Annotated in this window: 17 protein-coding genes; 8 read left to right on the top strand and 9 right to left on the bottom strand. The window is 75.0% G+C overall.

Annotated elements, in window-relative coordinates; translation table 11 throughout:
• Window positions 1–147: 147 nt before the first annotated feature.
• Window positions 148–603 carry an SRPBCC domain-containing protein gene (locus QSK45_RS28065; RefSeq protein WP_285561684.1) on the bottom strand — a complete coding sequence of 152 codons (456 nt, stop codon included), beginning with the start codon at window positions 601–603 and terminating at the stop codon, window positions 148–150.
• A gap of 29 nt (window positions 604–632) precedes the next feature.
• Window positions 633–1,508 (bottom strand): Sco1979 family transcriptional regulator, encoded by an 876-nt coding sequence (locus QSK45_RS28060; protein ID WP_285561683.1) that lies wholly within the window; start codon window positions 1,506–1,508, stop codon window positions 633–635.
• Window positions 1,509–1,836: 328 nt separating this feature from the next.
• Between QSK45_RS28060 and QSK45_RS28055 the strand changes: the two genes are divergently transcribed.
• Together QSK45_RS28055 and QSK45_RS28050 are read left to right on the top strand one after the other, a co-directional pair.
• Entirely contained in the window at window positions 1,837–2,439 is a 603-nt protein-coding gene (locus QSK45_RS28055) for an ATP-binding protein (RefSeq protein ID WP_285561682.1), read from the top strand.
• 112 nt (window positions 2,440–2,551) lie between these two features.
• Complete coding sequence (locus QSK45_RS28050) at window positions 2,552–2,677, top strand: hypothetical protein (RefSeq protein WP_285561681.1); 126 nt, start codon at window positions 2,552–2,554, stop codon at window positions 2,675–2,677.
• 13 nt (window positions 2,678–2,690) lie between these two features.
• On the opposite strand, the gene QSK45_RS28045 is transcribed toward QSK45_RS28050, so the two are convergent.
• The 7 genes from QSK45_RS28045 to QSK45_RS28015 all read right to left on the bottom strand — a co-directional run bounded on the left by QSK45_RS28045 (window position 2,691) and on the right by QSK45_RS28015 (window position 9,933).
• Window positions 2,691–2,987, bottom strand: a complete 297-nt coding sequence (locus QSK45_RS28045) for a hypothetical protein (protein WP_285561680.1) — start codon at window positions 2,985–2,987, stop codon at window positions 2,691–2,693.
• A 34-nt stretch (window positions 2,988–3,021) separates the two neighbouring features.
• Window positions 3,022–5,109 (bottom strand): acetoacetate decarboxylase family protein, encoded by a 2,088-nt coding sequence (locus QSK45_RS28040; protein WP_285561679.1) that lies wholly within the window; start codon window positions 5,107–5,109, stop codon window positions 3,022–3,024.
• Between the two features lie 424 nt (window positions 5,110–5,533).
• Window positions 5,534–6,190, bottom strand: a complete 657-nt coding sequence (locus QSK45_RS28035; RefSeq protein ID WP_285561678.1) for a response regulator — start codon at window positions 6,188–6,190, stop codon at window positions 5,534–5,536.
• Window positions 6,187–7,443: a sensor histidine kinase gene (locus QSK45_RS28030; protein WP_285561731.1), complete on the bottom strand. Its 1,257-nt coding sequence runs from the start codon at window positions 7,441–7,443 to the stop codon at window positions 6,187–6,189. Before QSK45_RS28030 ends, QSK45_RS28035 begins: the two co-directional genes overlap by 4 nt.
• Window positions 7,444–7,522: 79 nt before the next feature.
• The gene (locus QSK45_RS28025; RefSeq protein WP_285561677.1) at window positions 7,523–8,371 is read right to left on the bottom strand and encodes an ABC transporter permease; all 849 of its coding nucleotides are present in this window, start codon (window positions 8,369–8,371) and stop codon (window positions 7,523–7,525) included.
• Window positions 8,368–9,309 carry an ABC transporter ATP-binding protein gene (locus QSK45_RS28020; RefSeq protein ID WP_285561676.1) on the bottom strand — a complete coding sequence of 314 codons (942 nt, stop codon included), beginning with the start codon at window positions 9,307–9,309 and terminating at the stop codon, window positions 8,368–8,370. Before QSK45_RS28020 ends, QSK45_RS28025 begins: the two co-directional genes overlap by 4 nt.
• A gap of 171 nt (window positions 9,310–9,480) precedes the next feature.
• Window positions 9,481–9,933: a flavodoxin family protein gene (locus tag QSK45_RS28015; RefSeq protein WP_285561675.1), complete on the bottom strand. Its 453-nt coding sequence runs from the start codon at window positions 9,931–9,933 to the stop codon at window positions 9,481–9,483.
• Window positions 9,934–10,053: 120 nt separating this feature from the next.
• On the opposite strand from QSK45_RS28015, the gene QSK45_RS28010 reads away from it, so the two are divergent.
• From QSK45_RS28010 to QSK45_RS27985, 6 genes are all read left to right on the top strand, one after another.
• Window positions 10,054–10,698, top strand: coding sequence for a class I SAM-dependent methyltransferase (locus QSK45_RS28010; RefSeq protein WP_395484669.1), 645 nt, complete (start codon window positions 10,054–10,056; stop codon window positions 10,696–10,698).
• A gap of 59 nt (window positions 10,699–10,757) precedes the next feature.
• Window positions 10,758–11,093, top strand: coding sequence for a hypothetical protein (locus tag QSK45_RS28005; protein ID WP_285561673.1), 336 nt, complete (start codon window positions 10,758–10,760; stop codon window positions 11,091–11,093).
• 63 nt (window positions 11,094–11,156) lie between these two features.
• Window positions 11,157–11,834 carry a lipoprotein gene (locus QSK45_RS38630; protein WP_490993626.1) on the top strand — a complete coding sequence of 226 codons (678 nt, stop codon included), beginning with the start codon at window positions 11,157–11,159 and terminating at the stop codon, window positions 11,832–11,834.
• 152 nt (window positions 11,835–11,986) lie between these two features.
• Window positions 11,987–13,351, top strand: a complete 1,365-nt coding sequence (locus QSK45_RS27995; protein ID WP_285561671.1) for an FAD-dependent oxidoreductase — start codon at window positions 11,987–11,989, stop codon at window positions 13,349–13,351.
• A 234-nt stretch (window positions 13,352–13,585) separates the two neighbouring features.
• Window positions 13,586–14,758 carry a DEAD/DEAH box helicase gene (locus QSK45_RS27990; protein WP_285561670.1) on the top strand — a complete coding sequence of 391 codons (1,173 nt, stop codon included), beginning with the start codon at window positions 13,586–13,588 and terminating at the stop codon, window positions 14,756–14,758.
• Between the two features lie 25 nt (window positions 14,759–14,783).
• Window positions 14,784–15,074, top strand: coding sequence for a DUF1232 domain-containing protein (locus QSK45_RS27985; RefSeq protein WP_285561669.1), 291 nt, complete (start codon window positions 14,784–14,786; stop codon window positions 15,072–15,074).
• Window positions 15,075–15,647 lie beyond the last annotated feature (573 nt).

Raw genomic sequence — 15,647 nt, 5'->3', positions numbered from 1 at the left:
GGTCCCGACCGTTGACGGCTGGTAAGACCATGTTTCGGCGAGGGTGGTTCCGGTGGTTTACGGTTCATTCCGGGCATACGGCGGAACGGAAATGGTTGCGCCGATTTCCGGCCTCGGCATCGAGCCGATCCGGTCATGTACCCGGTTCTACCGTTCCTCCAGCAGCCGGGCGAGCCGGTCGAGGGCCATGCGGGTGCCCCGCTCGTTGTCCGCGGGGGGCACGGCGTCGGGGACGCCCTCGTGCAGGATCTCCACGTCCGTGCCGTCACCGGCCGGGGTGAGCGTCGTCGTCAGGGTCATCGTGGCGCCGAGGGCGTCGTCGTCCGTCTCGAACGCCGACACTTCCACGACCAGGACGTCCGGGACGAGCCGGGCGAAGTGGCCGCGGTAGGTGTCGCTGTGTCCGCCCGACTTGCCGGCGCCGCCCGAGTCGTAGTCGAGGGAGACCCGGAAGGCGCCGCCCTCCCGTGGCTCGAACACGTGCACCCGCGCGGTCATCCCGTCCGGAACCCGCCAGAGCGCGAGGGCCGCGGGGTCGGTCAGGGCCCGGTAGACGGCCCGTGGGGTCGCGTGCACATGGCGGACGACTCGGGTGGCGTACACCGGGTCCACGGTACCCGGGAGGCCGGGTGTCACAGCTCCTCGCGGATCGTGCCGAGCAGTGTCTCGGTCCGCGCGGCGGGCGCGGCCTGGGCGGCGAGCCGGTCCAGGGCCTCGCGGTACGCCTCGACGTCCTCCGGCCGGTCGAGGTATCCGGGGCCGAGCAGGCCGTCGACGTAGACGAGGTCGGGCAGTTCGCGGGCCCGGAACCGGAAGAGGTGGTAGGCGGCCGCGGCCATCGCGGGGTGCGGGCCGTGGGCGAACGGCATGAGCTGGACCGTCACCTGGGGCAGCCGGCCGATCTCGACCAGGTGGTCGATCTGCGCCCGCATCACTCCAGGGCCGCCGACGGGCCGGCGCAGCACGGTCTCGTCCATCACCACCCACACCCGCGGCGGCTCGGTCCCGGTCAGGAGCCGCTGCCGCCGCATACGCAGGGCGACCCGGCGCTCGGTCGTCTCGGCGGAGGCGTTCGGGTCGGTCGCGCGGATGAGGGCGCGGGCGTAGTCCTCGGTCTGCAGCAGGCCGGGCACGCACTGGTTCCCGTAGCCGCGGATGCGGTCGGCGGCCTGCTCCAGGCCGAGGTAGGCGGCGCACCAGCCGGGCATGACGTCGCGGTAACCGTGCCACCAGCCGCGCTCGTTGGCCTCGCGCACGGAGCGCAGGAAGGTGTCGATCTCGTGCCGGTCGGTCATGCCGTAGACCTGGAGCAGTTTCTCGGCGTCCGTGAGGCGCAGCCGGGCCACCTTGGCGGCCTCCATGCGGCGGATCGTGGAGTGGCTGACGCCGATGGCGGCGCCCGCCTCGGCGTATCCGAGTCCGGCCCGGACCCGCAGTTCCTCCAGCCGCCGGCCGAGGATCATGCGCAGCACGGAAGGGGCGCCTCCCCAGTCGGTCTCCGTGCTCATCCCCACCCCCGGGAGCATGCCTCAGGGTCACCCGCGCACACCGTCGCTCCGGGCACGCGCGTGCGTGCGTACCCCACGCAGGCAGCATGCACACGAACGACTGCCATTTTCAACTCGCAGGTTGCGAGCGGTTGTTGGCAGGTGGGAAAGTGGGGCGACTGCTCCGGCCGACCGAGGAGCAGGCGGCGTGGCCGGTCGGGGGACCGGCCCGCGGCACGGCCCCGCCCGGGGCGGTGTGTCGTCTGCTGCGCGCGGTCGGCCGACCGACACCCCCCACCACGCACGGCCACACGCATCCCATGCGAGGCCGGACGAAAGGCGCACGGCGATGGCTCCGCCCTTCCTCCCCCGACCACTGCACCGCCCGCCCCAGGACGCCAGGACGGACCGGTCGCCGCTCACGGACGGTCCGGGCTCGGAGCACGGCGCGCCGCGCACGAAAGGGGCCCCGCGCGGGGGCGGTGCGCCGCTCGGGAACGGCGCGTTCCGCGAGAAGACGGAGCGGCTGACCCCAGAGGCCCGGCTCACGCCGTCGGCCGCCGCCTTCGATCTGCCGGCCCGCTCCCTGTCCGTCGGCGTGGCCCGTCGGGTCGTACGGGACCTGCTGGCCGTCTGGGGCGTGCCGCGGGGGGCGCAGGACGACGCGGCCCTGGTGACCTCCGAGCTGGTCACCAACGCGCTGGTGCACGCGGGCGGCACCCGGATCGGCTGCCGGCTGCACCGCACGGCCGCACGGATACGGATCGAGGTGGCGGACGAGATCGCCGGGGAGACGGGCGCCGCCGCGCTCCCGGCGCCGTGCCGCCCCGGACCCGAGGACCAGCACGGGCGCGGGCTGCTCCTGGTGGAGGCGCTGAGCCTCGGCTGGGGTGTGGACCTCCCGTCCGACCGGCCGGTCCGTGTGGTCTGGGCGGAACTGCCGTCCGCCTGAAGCCCTTTGACCCCCACCCGCTCCCAACCCCCGGCTCCTCACCCCCCGCTCCTCGTCCCAACCCCTTACGACCCACCGTTCCGGACCAACCCCGACAGTCCGAAGGATTCCCATGCGCCACACCACTCCCCGCACTCCCCACCCGGTCCCGCTGCCCCGCCCCCTCCCCCTCCCGGTCGTCGACCCCTCCTGGACCCGCGCCCGCCCGAAGCCCGGCTCCGAGGAACAGCCCGACTGAGCGCCGCGCGCCACTACGCCACCGACATCGCGCCCCACGTCGGCCGGTCGGCACGCGCGTGGGCGAGCAACGCCTCGGCGGCGGCGCGCAGTCGGGTCGCCGCCGAGGCGCACGCGGCCGCCTGGCGCTCCAGGGCGGGACGGCTCCCTTCGGGCGCCGTCGAGCAGGTCCCGAGCGTGGCGGCGATGGCGCGCAGCCGCCGGGCGTAGCCGTCCATGAGGTCCGCGTCGGCCCGCAACCGTCCGACGTGGACCAGGAGTTCGTCGGCCTGGGCGGCGCCCGCCCGAGAGGACTCGCACTCGATCACCATGGGGACTCCCGACTCGGCCGAAGCGTGAGTGACGTCATCGCGCCAGTACGGCACCGCCGCCGCGGTGCGCCATGAACTGCGGGCACGCCAGCACGAACAGGGGCCGCGCCGCGTCGATGCCGAGCCGGCGCAGTTGCCCGGCGAGGGGCTCGGCCGCCCCGGTGTCGAGCCGCACCCGGACGCCCGCGCCCGGGTGCAGCCGGAGCCTTCCGTGGGCCCGGACCAGGGTGCGCACCGTACCGGTGCCCCGCCGGCCGTACAGGGCCCGGTCCGCGTCGGGGCAGCGCACGCCCGGTCCGAGGCGCCCCTCGACCAGGAGCCCGAGGTCTTCCGAGCGGGCCCGGATCCCCCTGCCCGTCAGGTCGGCCTCGGCGCGCATGCGCAGCACCGGCTGCCCCCAGACCTCCCGCGCGACCGCGCGGGCGGCCTCGGTGGTGACGGCGAGCGAGAGGACGTACCGGCCGGTGCGGCGCAGGTCGACGCGGCGCAGCAGATCGGTGACGGCGTCGTACGGGCGCGGCCGCCACAGGTCGTCCACCAGGACGGACAGCGCGATCTCGGTGTAGGGGCCGATGGTGGTGCACCGGTGCTCGTGCACGGAGAGGACCGCGAGGGCGCGGGGGCCGAGCCGGCTCGGGGTCAGCCAGTCCGCGTCGGGCAGCAGGCTCCGGGCGGCGGCCGGGTCGACGGGGAAGCAGAGGTGAGCGGCGGCGGAGTCGTAGTACCGCACCGGCACGTCGACCGGGCCCACCGTGGTGCGTACGGGTGCGGTGGCGAGGGTGAGGAAGGGGTGGCCCGCGGGCGGGTGGGCGTGGTCCTTGAGCTGGTAGGCCTGGGTGCGCACGACCGGGCCGCGATAGGGGGTCAACGCCTCGTCCAGGTCCGCGCGGGCGTCGGGGAGAAGGGTCCTGAGGTGCTCGATGTACTCGTGCAGGCGGTGGCACAGGGGGAACTCGCGGGTGGGACCGGCGTATTCGACGCGGTACCGGGTGGCCGGGTCGCCGGGCGCCGCGGGGTCCGCGGGCAGGCCGTCCGGGGCGGCCACCAGGTCGTACTGGTTGGTGACGGTGGCGATCCAGGTGCGGGGGTCGGCGGGTTCGCGGTCGCCGGCGGGGGAACCCACGGCGAGGGCGTGGGTGACGCGGTAGGTACGGCAGAAGTCCTCGTCCTGGGCGAGGTTCAGGACGGCGTTGCCGCCCTCGCTGTGGCCGATCAGGGCGAGTTCGGCGCCGCGCGGGACGCCGTGGACGGCCAGCGCGCGCACGAGGGAGCGGGTGTACGGGGAGTCCGTGGCGCACAGGTCGCGCCAGGCGCCCACGAGGTCCTGCGGGGCGTCGTCGCGGGGGCGGCCGGGGGCCGTGCCCGGCGCCTGGACCACGTAGCGGACGACGCCGTCGGGGCCGCGCACATTCTGGACGAGGATCCGCCCGTCGGTGGACAGGACCTCGATGTTGCGCAGGAAGCCGAGGACGGAGCCCTCGGTGGCGATGATCCGCCGCCGCTGGTCGGCGAGTTCGACGGCCTCGGCGCCGCCCTCGGGGGCTCCGCCGCCCTCCGGCCGGCCGTCCGAGAGGGCACGGACTGCGAGGAGTTCGGATATCAGCGGCGCGAGCCCGGACAGGGCGCGCTGGGCCGTACGGTCCCGGAGCAGGGCGCGCAGGGCCCGTACGGCGTCCTGGTCGCGGTCGGCGGTGACGGCCCGGGTCAGCAGGCGCATGCCGGGGGCGCGCGAGAGTTCGGGGTGGTCGGCGAGGACGGCGGCGACGCGCAGGCGCAGGGAGGTGAGGGCCACCAGCGCGGCCAGGCTCTCCCCGCCGCGCGCCCGGCCGGCGAGGCCGAGCACCCGGGCGACGCCGCTCCGGGGAGCCGGGTCCGCGAGGCCGCCGAGGCCCTGCCTCGCGGCGAGGGCCCGCAGCACCGCCCAGCGCCCGGCGAGGCCGGTGCGGGGACGGCGGCGGACCGCGGCGGTCAGTTCCGGGGCGAACAGGGTGGTGGCGGTGCGTTCGGACACCGCGCGGATGCCCTCGGCGACCTCCAGCACGTCCCGCGCGCAGCCGCGCAGCACATCCGCCGGGTCCGGACCGCCGGGGGCGGGCCCGGGTGCGGTGCCGTCCGCTCGCATCCGACGCTCCCTCGGCTCGACGACGTACCACGGCTGGGACCGCGTCCGTGGGAGGCGACCCGCGTCCATCGTGGGCCAGTGCCACCGGCCCCGCACCTCCGTCCGGGCCCCGGGCGGGCCGGTCGGGGCGCCGGGCACGAACCGTTCGGGGAACGCCCGCCGGGCGGGAGGCTCATGAGACGCCCCCGGCTTTTCCGGCGGGTACGGATCACTCGTCCGGGCTAAGGATGCCTGGGACACGGCCGTCGGACGCCCCGGTGTACCGCCGCCGCACGCCCGGGAGCACGACCGCTGCACGACGGGGGGCGGGGCCGTCGCACGCCCGGGAGCACGACCGCCGCACGCCCGGGAGCGGGACCGCCACACGCCCGGGAGCACTCCCCGGGCCCCCGAGAGGTACGACGGTCCCGCCCGGGGCCCGGCCTCAGCGCGGCTGGGGCCGGGCCAGGCCGAGGTCGTACGCGAAGATCACCGCCTGGACGCGGTCGCGGGCGCCGGTCTTGGCCAGCACCCGGCCGACGTGGGTCTTGACCGTGGACTCGGACAGGACGAGGCGGTCGGCGATCTCCCCGTTGGTCCAGCCCCGGCCGATGGCGACCAGGATCTCGCGCTCCCGCTCCGTCAGCCCCTCTACGCGGGGGTCGTCGGCGCGGGCGGAGCCGTAGCGGGCGTACTCGTCCAGGAGACGGCGGGTGAGCGCGGGGGCGATCACCGCGTCGCCGCCGGCGACGGCACGGATGCCGGCCAGCAGCTCGTCGGGGCGGGCGTCCTTCAGCAGAAAGCCGCTGGCACCGGCACGCAGGGCCGCGTGCACGTACTCGTCCAGGTCGAAGGTGGTCAGCACGAGGACGCGCGAGCGGCCTCCGGCGGCGACGATGCGGCGGGTCGCCTCGATGCCGTCCATGCCGGGCATACGAATGTCCATCAGGACGACGTCCGGGCGCAGTTCGGCGGCCCTGCGCACGGCCTCGGCGCCCTGCGCGGCCTCGCCGACCACCTCCGTCTCGGGCACGGAGTCCAGCAGCATCCGGAAGCCGTACCGTTGCAGCGGCTGGTCGTCCACGATGAGCACGGTGGTCATGGTGCGCCCTCCCGCGGGGTGAGGTGGAGGGTGGCCGCCACGGTCCAGCCGCCGCCGGGGGCGGGACCCGCGCTGACGTGCCCGCCGTACAGCGCCACGCGCTCACGCATGCCCGACAGGCCGTGGCCGTCCGGCCGCCGGTCTTCCCCTGCGGTGTCGCCGGTGTCGCGGACCCGGATGCCGACCCGGGTGTCCTCGACGTCGATCGCGAGGTCCACGCGGGCACCGGCGCCCGCGTGCTTCAGGGTGTTCGTCATGGCCTCCTGCACGATCCGGTAGACCGTCAACTGCACCGCCTCGTCCAGGGATTCGACGCGGCCGGCGCTCCGGTAGACGACGTCGAGCCCGGCGGCGCGCACGCCTCGGCACAGGGCGTCGAGGTCCGCGATGCCCGGCTGCGGGCTGAGTTCCGGGCCGGCGGACGGGGCGTCCGTGTCGCGCAGCACGCCCAGCACGCGCCGCAGTTCACCGAGTGCCTGGCGACCGGTGTCGCCGATGAGCCTCAGCGCCTCCGCGCCGCGCCCGGCGTCCGCGGCGGCGACCGTGGCGCAGGCGCCCGCGTCGGCGAGGGTGATGACGACGGACAGATGGTGGCCGACGATGTCGTGCATCTCCCGTGCCACGCGGGCGCGTTCGGAGGCGGCGGCCAGCCTGCTGCGCTGGTCGCGCTCCGTCTCCAGCCGTGCCGCCCGGTCCCGCAGCGCGGCGAGCTGGGCGCGGCGGATGCGGATCACCAGGCCCAGCGCGAGGGCCGCGATGGTCGTGCTCAGCAGGAAGAACAGCGCGTCCGCCACCGAGACGACGGCCGACACCCGCACCGCGACGAGGGCCAGCACGGCCGCCATGACCGCGCAGGCCCGGGGCAGTTGGCGCGGTCGGCCGTGCAGGGCGAGGCTGTACAGGGCGATGAAGAGGGCGATGTCCGCGTGCAGGGCGGCGCCCAGGGCCCATTGGAGGGCGAACACGGCGGCGACGGCGCCGAAGGCCGTAGCGGGCCGGCGCCTGCGCCACAGCAGCGGCAGCACCAGGCCCGCCTGCACGGCGAGCATGGCCGCGAGCGGCAGCCTGGTGAACGCGAGCCGGAACCGGCGCGGTCCCTCGGCGTCCACGACGCCGCCGTGCAACAGGTCCGGCAGACAGAACAGCAGGAAGACGACGGCCACCACCGCGGTGTCCAGCGCCCAAGGCCGGGCGCGGTCGGCGTGCCGCAGCCGCCGGCCGGCCCGGCCGAGCCGGGCGACCAGCGGCCCCATGGCACCGAGGTCCTCCGCGTGGACCGCGGGCCCGGGTACGGGCGCGGTGGGAGACAGAGCGGTCACGGCGGGGTCCCCGTCAGACGTCCCCCCGCCGCAACCGGTACGCCGCCCCCGCCAGGACCAGCGCGGTCCAGCCGAGGAAGACCAGCAGTCCGGCGCCGGGGGACAGCGTGGTGGCGTCGTGCGTGAGGGCGTACATGGCCTGGCCCGCGCTGCTCGGCAGGTAGGGGGTGATGGCGTCATGCCAGGAGCTGGGCAGCAGGGAGGCGAGGCCGGGGACGAGCATGAAGACGGCGACCAGGACCGAGATGCCGCCCGCCACCGAGCGCAGCAGGGCGCCCAGGGCCGTGCCGATGACGCCGACGAGGCCGAGGTAGAGCCCGGCGCCGAACAGGCCGCGGACCACGCCCGCGTGGCCGAGGGTCAGGGCGGCGGAGGTGTCGGAGACGATCCGCCCGCCGACGAGGAAGGCGACGAAGGCGCCGGCCGTGCCGACGACCAGCGCGACCAGCCCGTAGACCGCCGCCTTGGACCATAGGACGGGCAGCCGGCGCGGCACCGCGGCCATGGTGGAGCGGATCATGCCGGTGGAGTACTCCCCCGCCGTGACCAGCACGCCGAGGACGCCGAGGGCGAGTTGGGCGAAGTTGGCGCCGAAGAGGGAGAGGCTGAGGGCCGTGGAGCGGGCGAAGTCCTTGTCCATGCGGGGTGAGCCGATCATGGACTGGTACCGGTAGGCGGCGATGACGCCGAACACGACGAGGAACAGCAGTCCCAGGCCGAGGGTGATCCAGGTGGAGCGCAGGGACCAGAGTTTGGCCCATTCGGAGGCCAGGACGCGGCGGCCGGTCACCCGGTAGGCGGGGCGGCCGGGCGCGGCGCCGGTGTCCCCGGTGGCCGAGGTGGTCTGGGTGAGGGTGCTCATGCGGCGCTCCCGGTGCGGTCGGCGGCGGTGGTGGTGGTGCCGTGGTACTCGACGGCGTCCCTGGTCAGCTCCATGAAGGCCGACTCCAGCGAGACCGCCCTGGCGCTCAGCTCGAACAGCGGGATGCCGTGCTCGGCCGCCTTCAGCCCGACCTCCCGGGCCGTCACCCCGCTCACCTGGAGTTCCTCGGAGCCGGGCCGCCCGGTGATCTCCACGCCCGGTCCGGCGAGCACCTCGCGCAGGCGTCCGGGGTCCCCGGTGGCGACCCTGACGGTGTCACCGCCCGCCTCGCGCACCAGATCCCGCACGGTCGTGTCGGCGAGCAGCCGGCCCCGGCCCACGACGATCAGATGGTCCGCGACCTGGGCGACCTCGCTCATCAGGTGGGAGGACACGAAGACGGTCCGGCCCTCGGCGGCGAGTGAGGTGAGCAGGTTGCGGATCCAGAGGACGCCCTCGGGGTCGAGGCCGTTGACGGGCTCGTCCAGCATCACCGTGCGCGGGTCGCCGAGCAGGGCCGCGGCGATGCCGAGCCGCTGGCCCATGCCGAGCGAGAAGGAGCCGGCCCGCTTACCGGCGACGCTGCCGAGCCCGGTCAGAGCGATGACCTCGTCGACGCGGCGGCGCGGGATGCCGTGGGTCAGCGCGAGCGCCCGCAGGTGCTGGTAGGCCGAGCGGCCGGGGTGGACGGACCTCGCCTCCAGCAGGGCGCCGACCTCCTGGAGCGGGGCGCGATGCCCGGCGTAGCGGCTCCCGTTGACGGTGACGGAGCCGCTCGTCGGGGTGTCGAGGCCGACGATCATGCGCATGGTCGTGGACTTCCCGGCGCCGTTCGGGCCGAGGAAGCCGGTGACGGTGCCGGGTCTCACGACGAAGTCCAGTCCGTCGACCGCCGTCTTCTCGCCGTACCTCTTGGTCAGTCGTTGTGCCTCGATCATTCGGGCTCCCTCTTTCGCGGACCGCGGCGTCCGTCGGGCTTTCGCGGGCCGCTGCGTCCGTCACGTCTGACGTCTCATCCGCCACGCTAGGCGCCGAAACCCCGCGAACCCGTGGTACTGGGGGCTGAACGGGGCAGAGGGGGTGGTACCGGGGTACTACGACCGTTCCGGTCAGGGCGCGAGGCCGGCCGCGAGGGTGGCGCCGAGTTCCCAGCATGCCTCCGTGTCGGCCCGGCCGGGTTCACCCGTGACGGTGACCGGTTCGGCCGCGCGGCGCCAGCCGAGGCCGGTGGTGATGGAGTCGAGGGCGCGCACCGCGCCGGTGACGTCGTTGCCCCCGTGGACGTAGTAGCCGAAGGGGCGGCCGCGGGTCTCGTCCAGGCAGGGGTAGTAGATCTGGTCGAAGAAGTGTTTGAGGGCCCCGGAGATGTAGCCGAGGTTCGCGGGGGTGCCGAGGAGATAGCCGTCGGCTTCGAGGACGTCGGTGGCGGTGGCCGCGAGGGCCGCGCGGCGGACGACGCGGACGCCCTCGATCCCGGGCGCCGTGGCGCCGGAGACGACGGCCTCGAACAGGGCCTGGCAGTTGGGCGACGGGGTGTGGTGGACGATCAGCAGAGTGGGCACGACCGCACCCTGCCGGGTCCGGCGCGCGCCGCGCAAACGGGCCTGCCGTCCGACGCCGTTGTGGGCGCGCCTGACGGGTGCGAGGATGCCCGCGGTCGATGCCGTACGACGGGAGGAGCCGTGGTGGCCGAGGACGAGCGCCGGGTACCGGCGGCCGTGGTGTTCGACGCGCTGGGTCTCGACTACGAGAAGGCGTTCGCCTCCGACGAGGCGCACCGGGCGTCCCTGCGGTGGCTGCTGGAGCGGCTGGCGCCGGGCAGCCGGGTGCTGGACGTGGGGAGCGGGACCGGACGGCCGACGGCCGAGGCCCTCGCGGACGCCGGTCACCGGGTGCTCGGCGTCGACGTGTCCCCGGTCATGGTCGAGTTGGCCGCGCGGCAGGTGCCCGGTGCCGAGTTCCGCCGGGCCGACATCCGCGAACTCGCACTGGAAGAAGGGGCGTTCGACGCCGCCTGTGCCTACTTCTCGCTGCTCCAGATGGACCGGGCCGAGCAGGAGGCCGTGGTGGGGCGGCTGGCGCGGGCGGTACGGCCCGGCGGGTTCGTGGTACTGGGGACCGTGCCCCTCGACATCGAGGGCGGCGAGGGGCTGTTCATGGGGCAGCCGGTGCGGGTGACGAGCTTCGACGCGGACGCGTTCGGGGAGCTGGCCGGGCGGGCCGGGCTGACCGTACTGGCCGAGGAGCGGTCCGAGTTCGCGCCGGCCCACCCCGACGCCGTACCGGAGCCGCATCTGTTCCTGCACTGCCGGCGGGATGCGCGCTAGCCTCTGGTCTTCCTCAAGCCGCTTGGCCCGCGGGTCCGCCGACGGTCAGGATGATCGACATGGCTGGAATCACGGGTCTGCACAGGAAGCACAATTTCGTGCCGGTCATCCGGGACGCGGATGTGGTGGCCGAGGCGCTGCGCCAGGCACTGGAGGCGGCCTCGCCCGAGGAGCGCCCGGGTCTGGAACGCGCCGCCGCACTGGTCGAGTCGACCGCGCAGGCCACGGAGGCCACGTTGCGCGCCGACTGGACTCGTTCCCGGCTGGCCGCCGTCGGGTTCACCGGGGATCCGTCCTCCGTCGCGGCGACGAAGGCGCTCCGCCGGGCGGAGCCGAGGCTGAGCCTGCTCGCGGCGGTGCAGTTGCAGAAGGAGGCCCTGACCCAACCCGGCTGATCCGGGCGGGAGTTGGGGTCACTCTCGGGTACGGTGACCGCGCCGAACCGGAGGGAGACGGCCATGCGGGTCAGGGCGGGCGGTCCGGGGGCCGGTGCGGCGGTCCTGGTGCCGACGCTCGCGGAGGTACCGGGCGGTCGCGCGGGGGAGGACACCGCGGGCGGACCGCCGACAAGGAGCACGGGGCCTGGGACGAGGACTCCGGCGGTGCTGGGCGGACACACGATCGGCACCGCCGGTTCACCCTGCGCGCCACCCGTCCGGTTCGGGCTCGCGAAGGGCCGGAGGGTCCGGTCGGTCGACGCGGCACAGGGCGCGGTGGGCTCCGACGACGGCCTCGGCGCCCGCGCCGCTGCGGCAGGGCCCGGTGACGGGCGCCCGCGAGATCGACTCCAGGCCGGCCGCCTCGGCTTCCCGCGGGTGTGGACCGGCGTGGCGGGTGACGCCGACCCGCGCGGCGCGCCGCGGGGGTTCGTCGCCGCGGAGGGCGATGTCGGTGAGGAGCGGTACCGGGCGTGCACGACGGGCGGCGGCGTCCGCGGCGTCGAGGTGGAGCACCAGCTCCACCGGCGAACCGCCGATCGCGACCAAGCGACCAAGCGGCCAAGCGACCAAGAAGGAGAGCGCCTTCGCGGTGGGCACGTCCGACGGTCCGGTCGTCGTACGCCTCGGCGGGATGGACACCGGGAGCACGAGGCCGCGCCCCCGGCCCGGGAGTCGGCCAGGCGGGCCCTAGGGTGATCAGGCAGGGCGAGCCGCCTCCATAAGGCACCCCTGGGGATGTCATAAGATGCCCTTATGAGGTCATAGGCGGGACCCGCGTACCTACTTAGGTCTGCCTCAGCTTAGGCTTCCGGTTCGAGTCGACTTTTCCACTCGAAGGGAACCTGATCATGCCGCGCCCCCTGCGGGTAGCCATCGTCGGAGCCGGCCCCGCCGGGATCTACGCCGCCGACGCCCTGCTCAAGTCCGAGGTGGCCGCCGACCCCGGCGTGTCCATCGACCTCTTCGAGCGCATGCCCGCCCCGTTCGGCCTGATCCGCTACGGCGTCGCGCCCGACCACCCGCGCATCAAGGGCATCGTCACCGCGCTCCACCAGGTGCTGGACAAACCGCAGATCCGACTGTTCGGCAACGTCGACTACCCGACGGACATCAGCCTGGACGACCTGCGCGCCTTCTACGACGCGGTGGTCTTCTCCACCGGCGCCATGGCCGACCGCGCACTGTCCATACCCGGCATCGACCTCGACGGCTCCTACGGCGCCGCCGACTTCGTCTCCTGGTACGACGGCCACCCGGACGTCCCGCGCACCTGGCCGCTGGAGGCCGAGAAGGTCGCGGTCCTCGGCGTGGGCAACGTGGCCCTGGACGTGGCCCGCGTCCTCGCCAAGACCGCGGACGAGCTGCTGCCGACCGAGATCCCGCAAAACGTCTACGACGGCCTGAAGGCCAACAAGGCCGTGGAGATCCACGTCTTCGGCCGCCGGGGCCCGGCGCAGGCGAAGTTCAGCCCGATGGAGCTGCGCGAGCTGGACCACTCCCCCAACATCGAGGTCATCGTCGACCCCGAGGACATCGACTACGACGCCGGCTCGATCGAGACCCGGCGCGGCAACAAGCAGGCCGACATGGTCGCCAAGACCCTGGAGAACTGGGCGATCCGGGACGTCGGCGACCGTCCGCACAAACTGTTCCTGCACTTCTTCGAGTCGCCCGCGGAGATCCTCGGCGAGGACGGCAGGGTCGTGGGCCTGCGCACCGAGCGCACCGCCCTCGACGGCACCGGCAACGTCAAGGGCACCGGCGAGTTCAAGGACTGGGACGTCACCGCCGTCTACCGCGCGGTCGGCTACCTCTCCGAGAAGCTGCCCAAGCTGCCCTGGGACCTCGGCTCGGGCACCGTCCCGGACGAGGGCGGCCGGGTCGTCGAGGAAGGCGGGGCGCACCTCCAGTCCACGTACGTCACCGGCTGGATCCGGCGCGGCCCCGTCGGCCTCATCGGTCACACCAAGGGCGACGCCAACGAGACGGTGGCCAACCTGCTGGACGACCACGCCAACGGCCGTCTGCACACCCCCGCCGCGCCCGCGCCGGAGGCCGTGGACGCCTTCCTCGCCGAGCGCGGTGTCCGCTACACCACGTGGGAGGGCTGGTACCGCCTCGACGCCGCCGAGCGCGCCCTGGGCGAGCCGCAGGGCCGCGAGCGCGTGAAGATCGTCGAGCGGGAGGACATGCTGCGCGAGAGCGGGGCGTGAGCGCGACCGCGGACCGCCCCGCGCACGGGTGACCCGGCAGGGGCCACCCGACCGCACCGCCCCGCGCACCGAGTGTGCGGGGCGTACGCCCGCATGCGCGGCCCCGGTCGAGAGCCGGGTCCCGCGACCCACCGTCCCGCCCGGCGCGCCGCGCGGGGCGTGGGGCCGTCTACGTTTCCGCGCGACGAGCGGTGATACTGGGAGGCGCACCCGCCCCCATCAGCAGATTGGCTCATGTCGAACTCCGCCACCGACCGCGCCGCCCTCCCGCAGTCCGTCTGGGCGGCCCGCGGCCGTCACACCGGTCCCGATCCCGAAGACGTCGTCCGCCGCACCCTGCGCCGGCACAAGGAGGGCGGGGACATCGACGACTTCGCCGAGCCCCCCGTTCCCGAGGACGCCCTCGGGAACGACGACGCGCCCCCCAGGATCTTCGAGGCACGCTGGCGCGCCGGCGGCACGGTGACCGTGCGGGCCCGGCTCACCCTCGTACCCCGGCGGGGCAAGCCGCAGGGACACCTGTGGCAGCTGGTCGCGGAAGCCGAACGGCCCTGGGACGAGGGCTGGCCCTCGCCCGCGACCCTGTTCTGGCCCGAGGGCGGCTCCGGCGACGACGGCTCCTGGGACCACCACCCCACGGTCGCCGGTCTGCGTTTCCGGCAGGTCAACGCGCTGCCCGCGGACGACAAGGAGATGCGCCGCAGGCTGCGGGACGCGGCCCGCGAGGCCTGGTGCGTCAACCTGGTCGTGCACGAGGCGATGACCCCCGACGAGCAGGGCAGGCTGCCGCTGGCCCGGCTGCTGCCGCCCGGCCTCAGGCACCGCGTCGTGGAGCACCGCGCCGCCCCCCACCAGTTGCGCGGCGTCAACTGGGCGCTGAAGGACCTCGGCGTCGAGGTGCCGCGCGGCGGCGCCGTACTCCTGCCGCCCGACCCGGCGCCCGAAGACTACGACGGCACTCCGCACCGGGTGCGCAGCGTCTTCCTGGACGGCTCCGAGCCCACCGAACTCCTCACCGCGCTGCGGCACTTCGTGGCCCTGCCCCGTCCCGCACCGCAGGACGCGGTGGCGGCGCTGACGGACCTCAGGGACCACTGGACCCTGATGACCCATCAGGAGGAGCTGGACCGGGAGCGGCGGCTGGTGGCCATGTACGCCGAGGCGCTGGAGGCCATGACGAAGTCCCGGGACCTGTACAAGCAGGCCGCCGAGCAGGCCCTGGAGGCGCTGGCCGCCTACCGTGACGTCCCCGCCGCCGCCCTGCCGCAGCAGCGCCCCGTCGCCCGGACGCCCGCCCCGCTGCAACAGCTCACACGGACGTTCGAACGGCTGCGGTTCCCCGGTCTTCCCGGCCGCGCGAAGGCGGCCCCCGAGGACACCGCCGACGGCACGGACCGGCCGTCGTAGGCCACGTGCCGCCCGAGGAGCCCCGATGGATTCCACCACCCTGCTGCTGATCGTGGCCGCCGTCGTCGCCGCGGGCCTGCTCGCCGGTGCCGTCGCGGTGCTCGTACGCCTGGTGCGGACCCGGCGCGCGCTGCTGCGCGCCGGGCTGCCGACGGGACCGCGCTGGGTGTTCTGGGGCGCGGTGGCGTATCTGCTGCTCCCCACCGACCTGCTGCCCGATCCCGTCTACCTGGACGACATCGGCGTCCTGCTCCTCGCCCTGCGCAGCCTGCGCGCCGCCAGGCCGGCGGCCCCCGGGGATCCCCGGCTGCCCTGAGGCCCCGACGGCCGCCCGGCCCGCCGCGCGTGCCGCGCCACGGTGCGGTGCGGCCCGTCTCCAGCCGTGCCTCCGACGCCCCGCCACCGCGGATTCCGGCCGGGGCGACCGCGCGGGTGCTGCGGGGGAACAGGGGCGGAGGGAGCGCAGCCGCGCGGGCGAGGCCGAGGCCCGGCACCGGCACCCGTCCTGGAAGGGCCGTCGGGCCTTCAGCTCCGGGACCTCCTCCCGCGTGCCGGCGAACACGGTCCGCCCGGCACCGCGCCGGAACGCGGTGGCGGCCACCGCGCGCACCCCGGCGACGCCGACGTTCGCCGTCACCTGGACGACGGGCGGGTGGGAGGAGGACCGGGTCCCTGACCGGGTCCCCGAGCACCTCGCCGCCCGCGTACGCGCCGCCGGGGCCGGGGCCGCCGCTCCGACGCGGCCGCGTTGCTCGCGGCGGTGGTGCGGCGGGGGACGGCCCGGGGCGCGCCCGGAGGACGTGGTGCCGTGTCCGGTGGCGGACGGCCTCTCCTTCGCGATGGTGGCCGCCCGTGTGGGCGGGCGCCCGGTGCTGCCGCACGTGGGCGT

The sequence above is a fragment of the Streptomyces hygroscopicus subsp. hygroscopicus genome, from assembly GCF_030269125.1.
GTDB classification, from domain to species: Bacteria; Actinomycetota; Actinomycetes; order Streptomycetales; family Streptomycetaceae; genus Streptomyces; species Streptomyces hygroscopicus_C.
This window is presented reverse-complemented; position numbering and strand designations above follow the sequence as displayed.

Bases quoted from the DNA above. Each gene is read 5' to 3' on its own strand.
- QSK45_RS28060 (WP_285561683.1), bottom strand. From the start codon at position 1,508: ATGAGCACGGAGACCGACTGGGGAGGCGCCCCTTCCGTGCTGCGCATG.
- QSK45_RS28055 (WP_285561682.1), top strand. From the start codon at position 1,837: ATGGCTCCGCCCTTCCTCCCCCGACCACTGCACCGCCCGCCCCAGGAC.
- QSK45_RS28050 (WP_285561681.1), top strand. From the start codon at position 2,552: ATGCGCCACACCACTCCCCGCACTCCCCACCCGGTCCCGCTGCCCCGC.
- QSK45_RS28045 (WP_285561680.1), bottom strand. From the start codon at position 2,987: ATGGTGATCGAGTGCGAGTCCTCTCGGGCGGGCGCCGCCCAGGCCGAC.
- QSK45_RS28040 (WP_285561679.1), bottom strand. From the start codon at position 5,109: ATGCGAGCGGACGGCACCGCACCCGGGCCCGCCCCCGGCGGTCCGGAC.
- QSK45_RS28035 (WP_285561678.1), bottom strand. From the start codon at position 6,190: ATGACCACCGTGCTCATCGTGGACGACCAGCCGCTGCAACGGTACGGC.
- QSK45_RS28030 (WP_285561731.1), bottom strand. From the start codon at position 7,443: ATGGGGCCGCTGGTCGCCCGGCTCGGCCGGGCCGGCCGGCGGCTGCGG.
- QSK45_RS28025 (WP_285561677.1), bottom strand. From the start codon at position 8,371: ATGAGCACCCTCACCCAGACCACCTCGGCCACCGGGGACACCGGCGCC.
- QSK45_RS28020 (WP_285561676.1), bottom strand. From the start codon at position 9,309: ATGATCGAGGCACAACGACTGACCAAGAGGTACGGCGAGAAGACGGCG.
- QSK45_RS28005 (WP_285561673.1), top strand. From the start codon at position 10,758: ATGGCTGGAATCACGGGTCTGCACAGGAAGCACAATTTCGTGCCGGTC.
- QSK45_RS38630 (WP_490993626.1), top strand. From the start codon at position 11,157: ATGCGGGTCAGGGCGGGCGGTCCGGGGGCCGGTGCGGCGGTCCTGGTG.
- QSK45_RS27995 (WP_285561671.1), top strand. From the start codon at position 11,987: ATGCCGCGCCCCCTGCGGGTAGCCATCGTCGGAGCCGGCCCCGCCGGG.
- QSK45_RS27990 (WP_285561670.1), top strand. From the start codon at position 13,586: ATGTCGAACTCCGCCACCGACCGCGCCGCCCTCCCGCAGTCCGTCTGG.
- QSK45_RS27985 (WP_285561669.1), top strand. From the start codon at position 14,784: ATGGATTCCACCACCCTGCTGCTGATCGTGGCCGCCGTCGTCGCCGCG.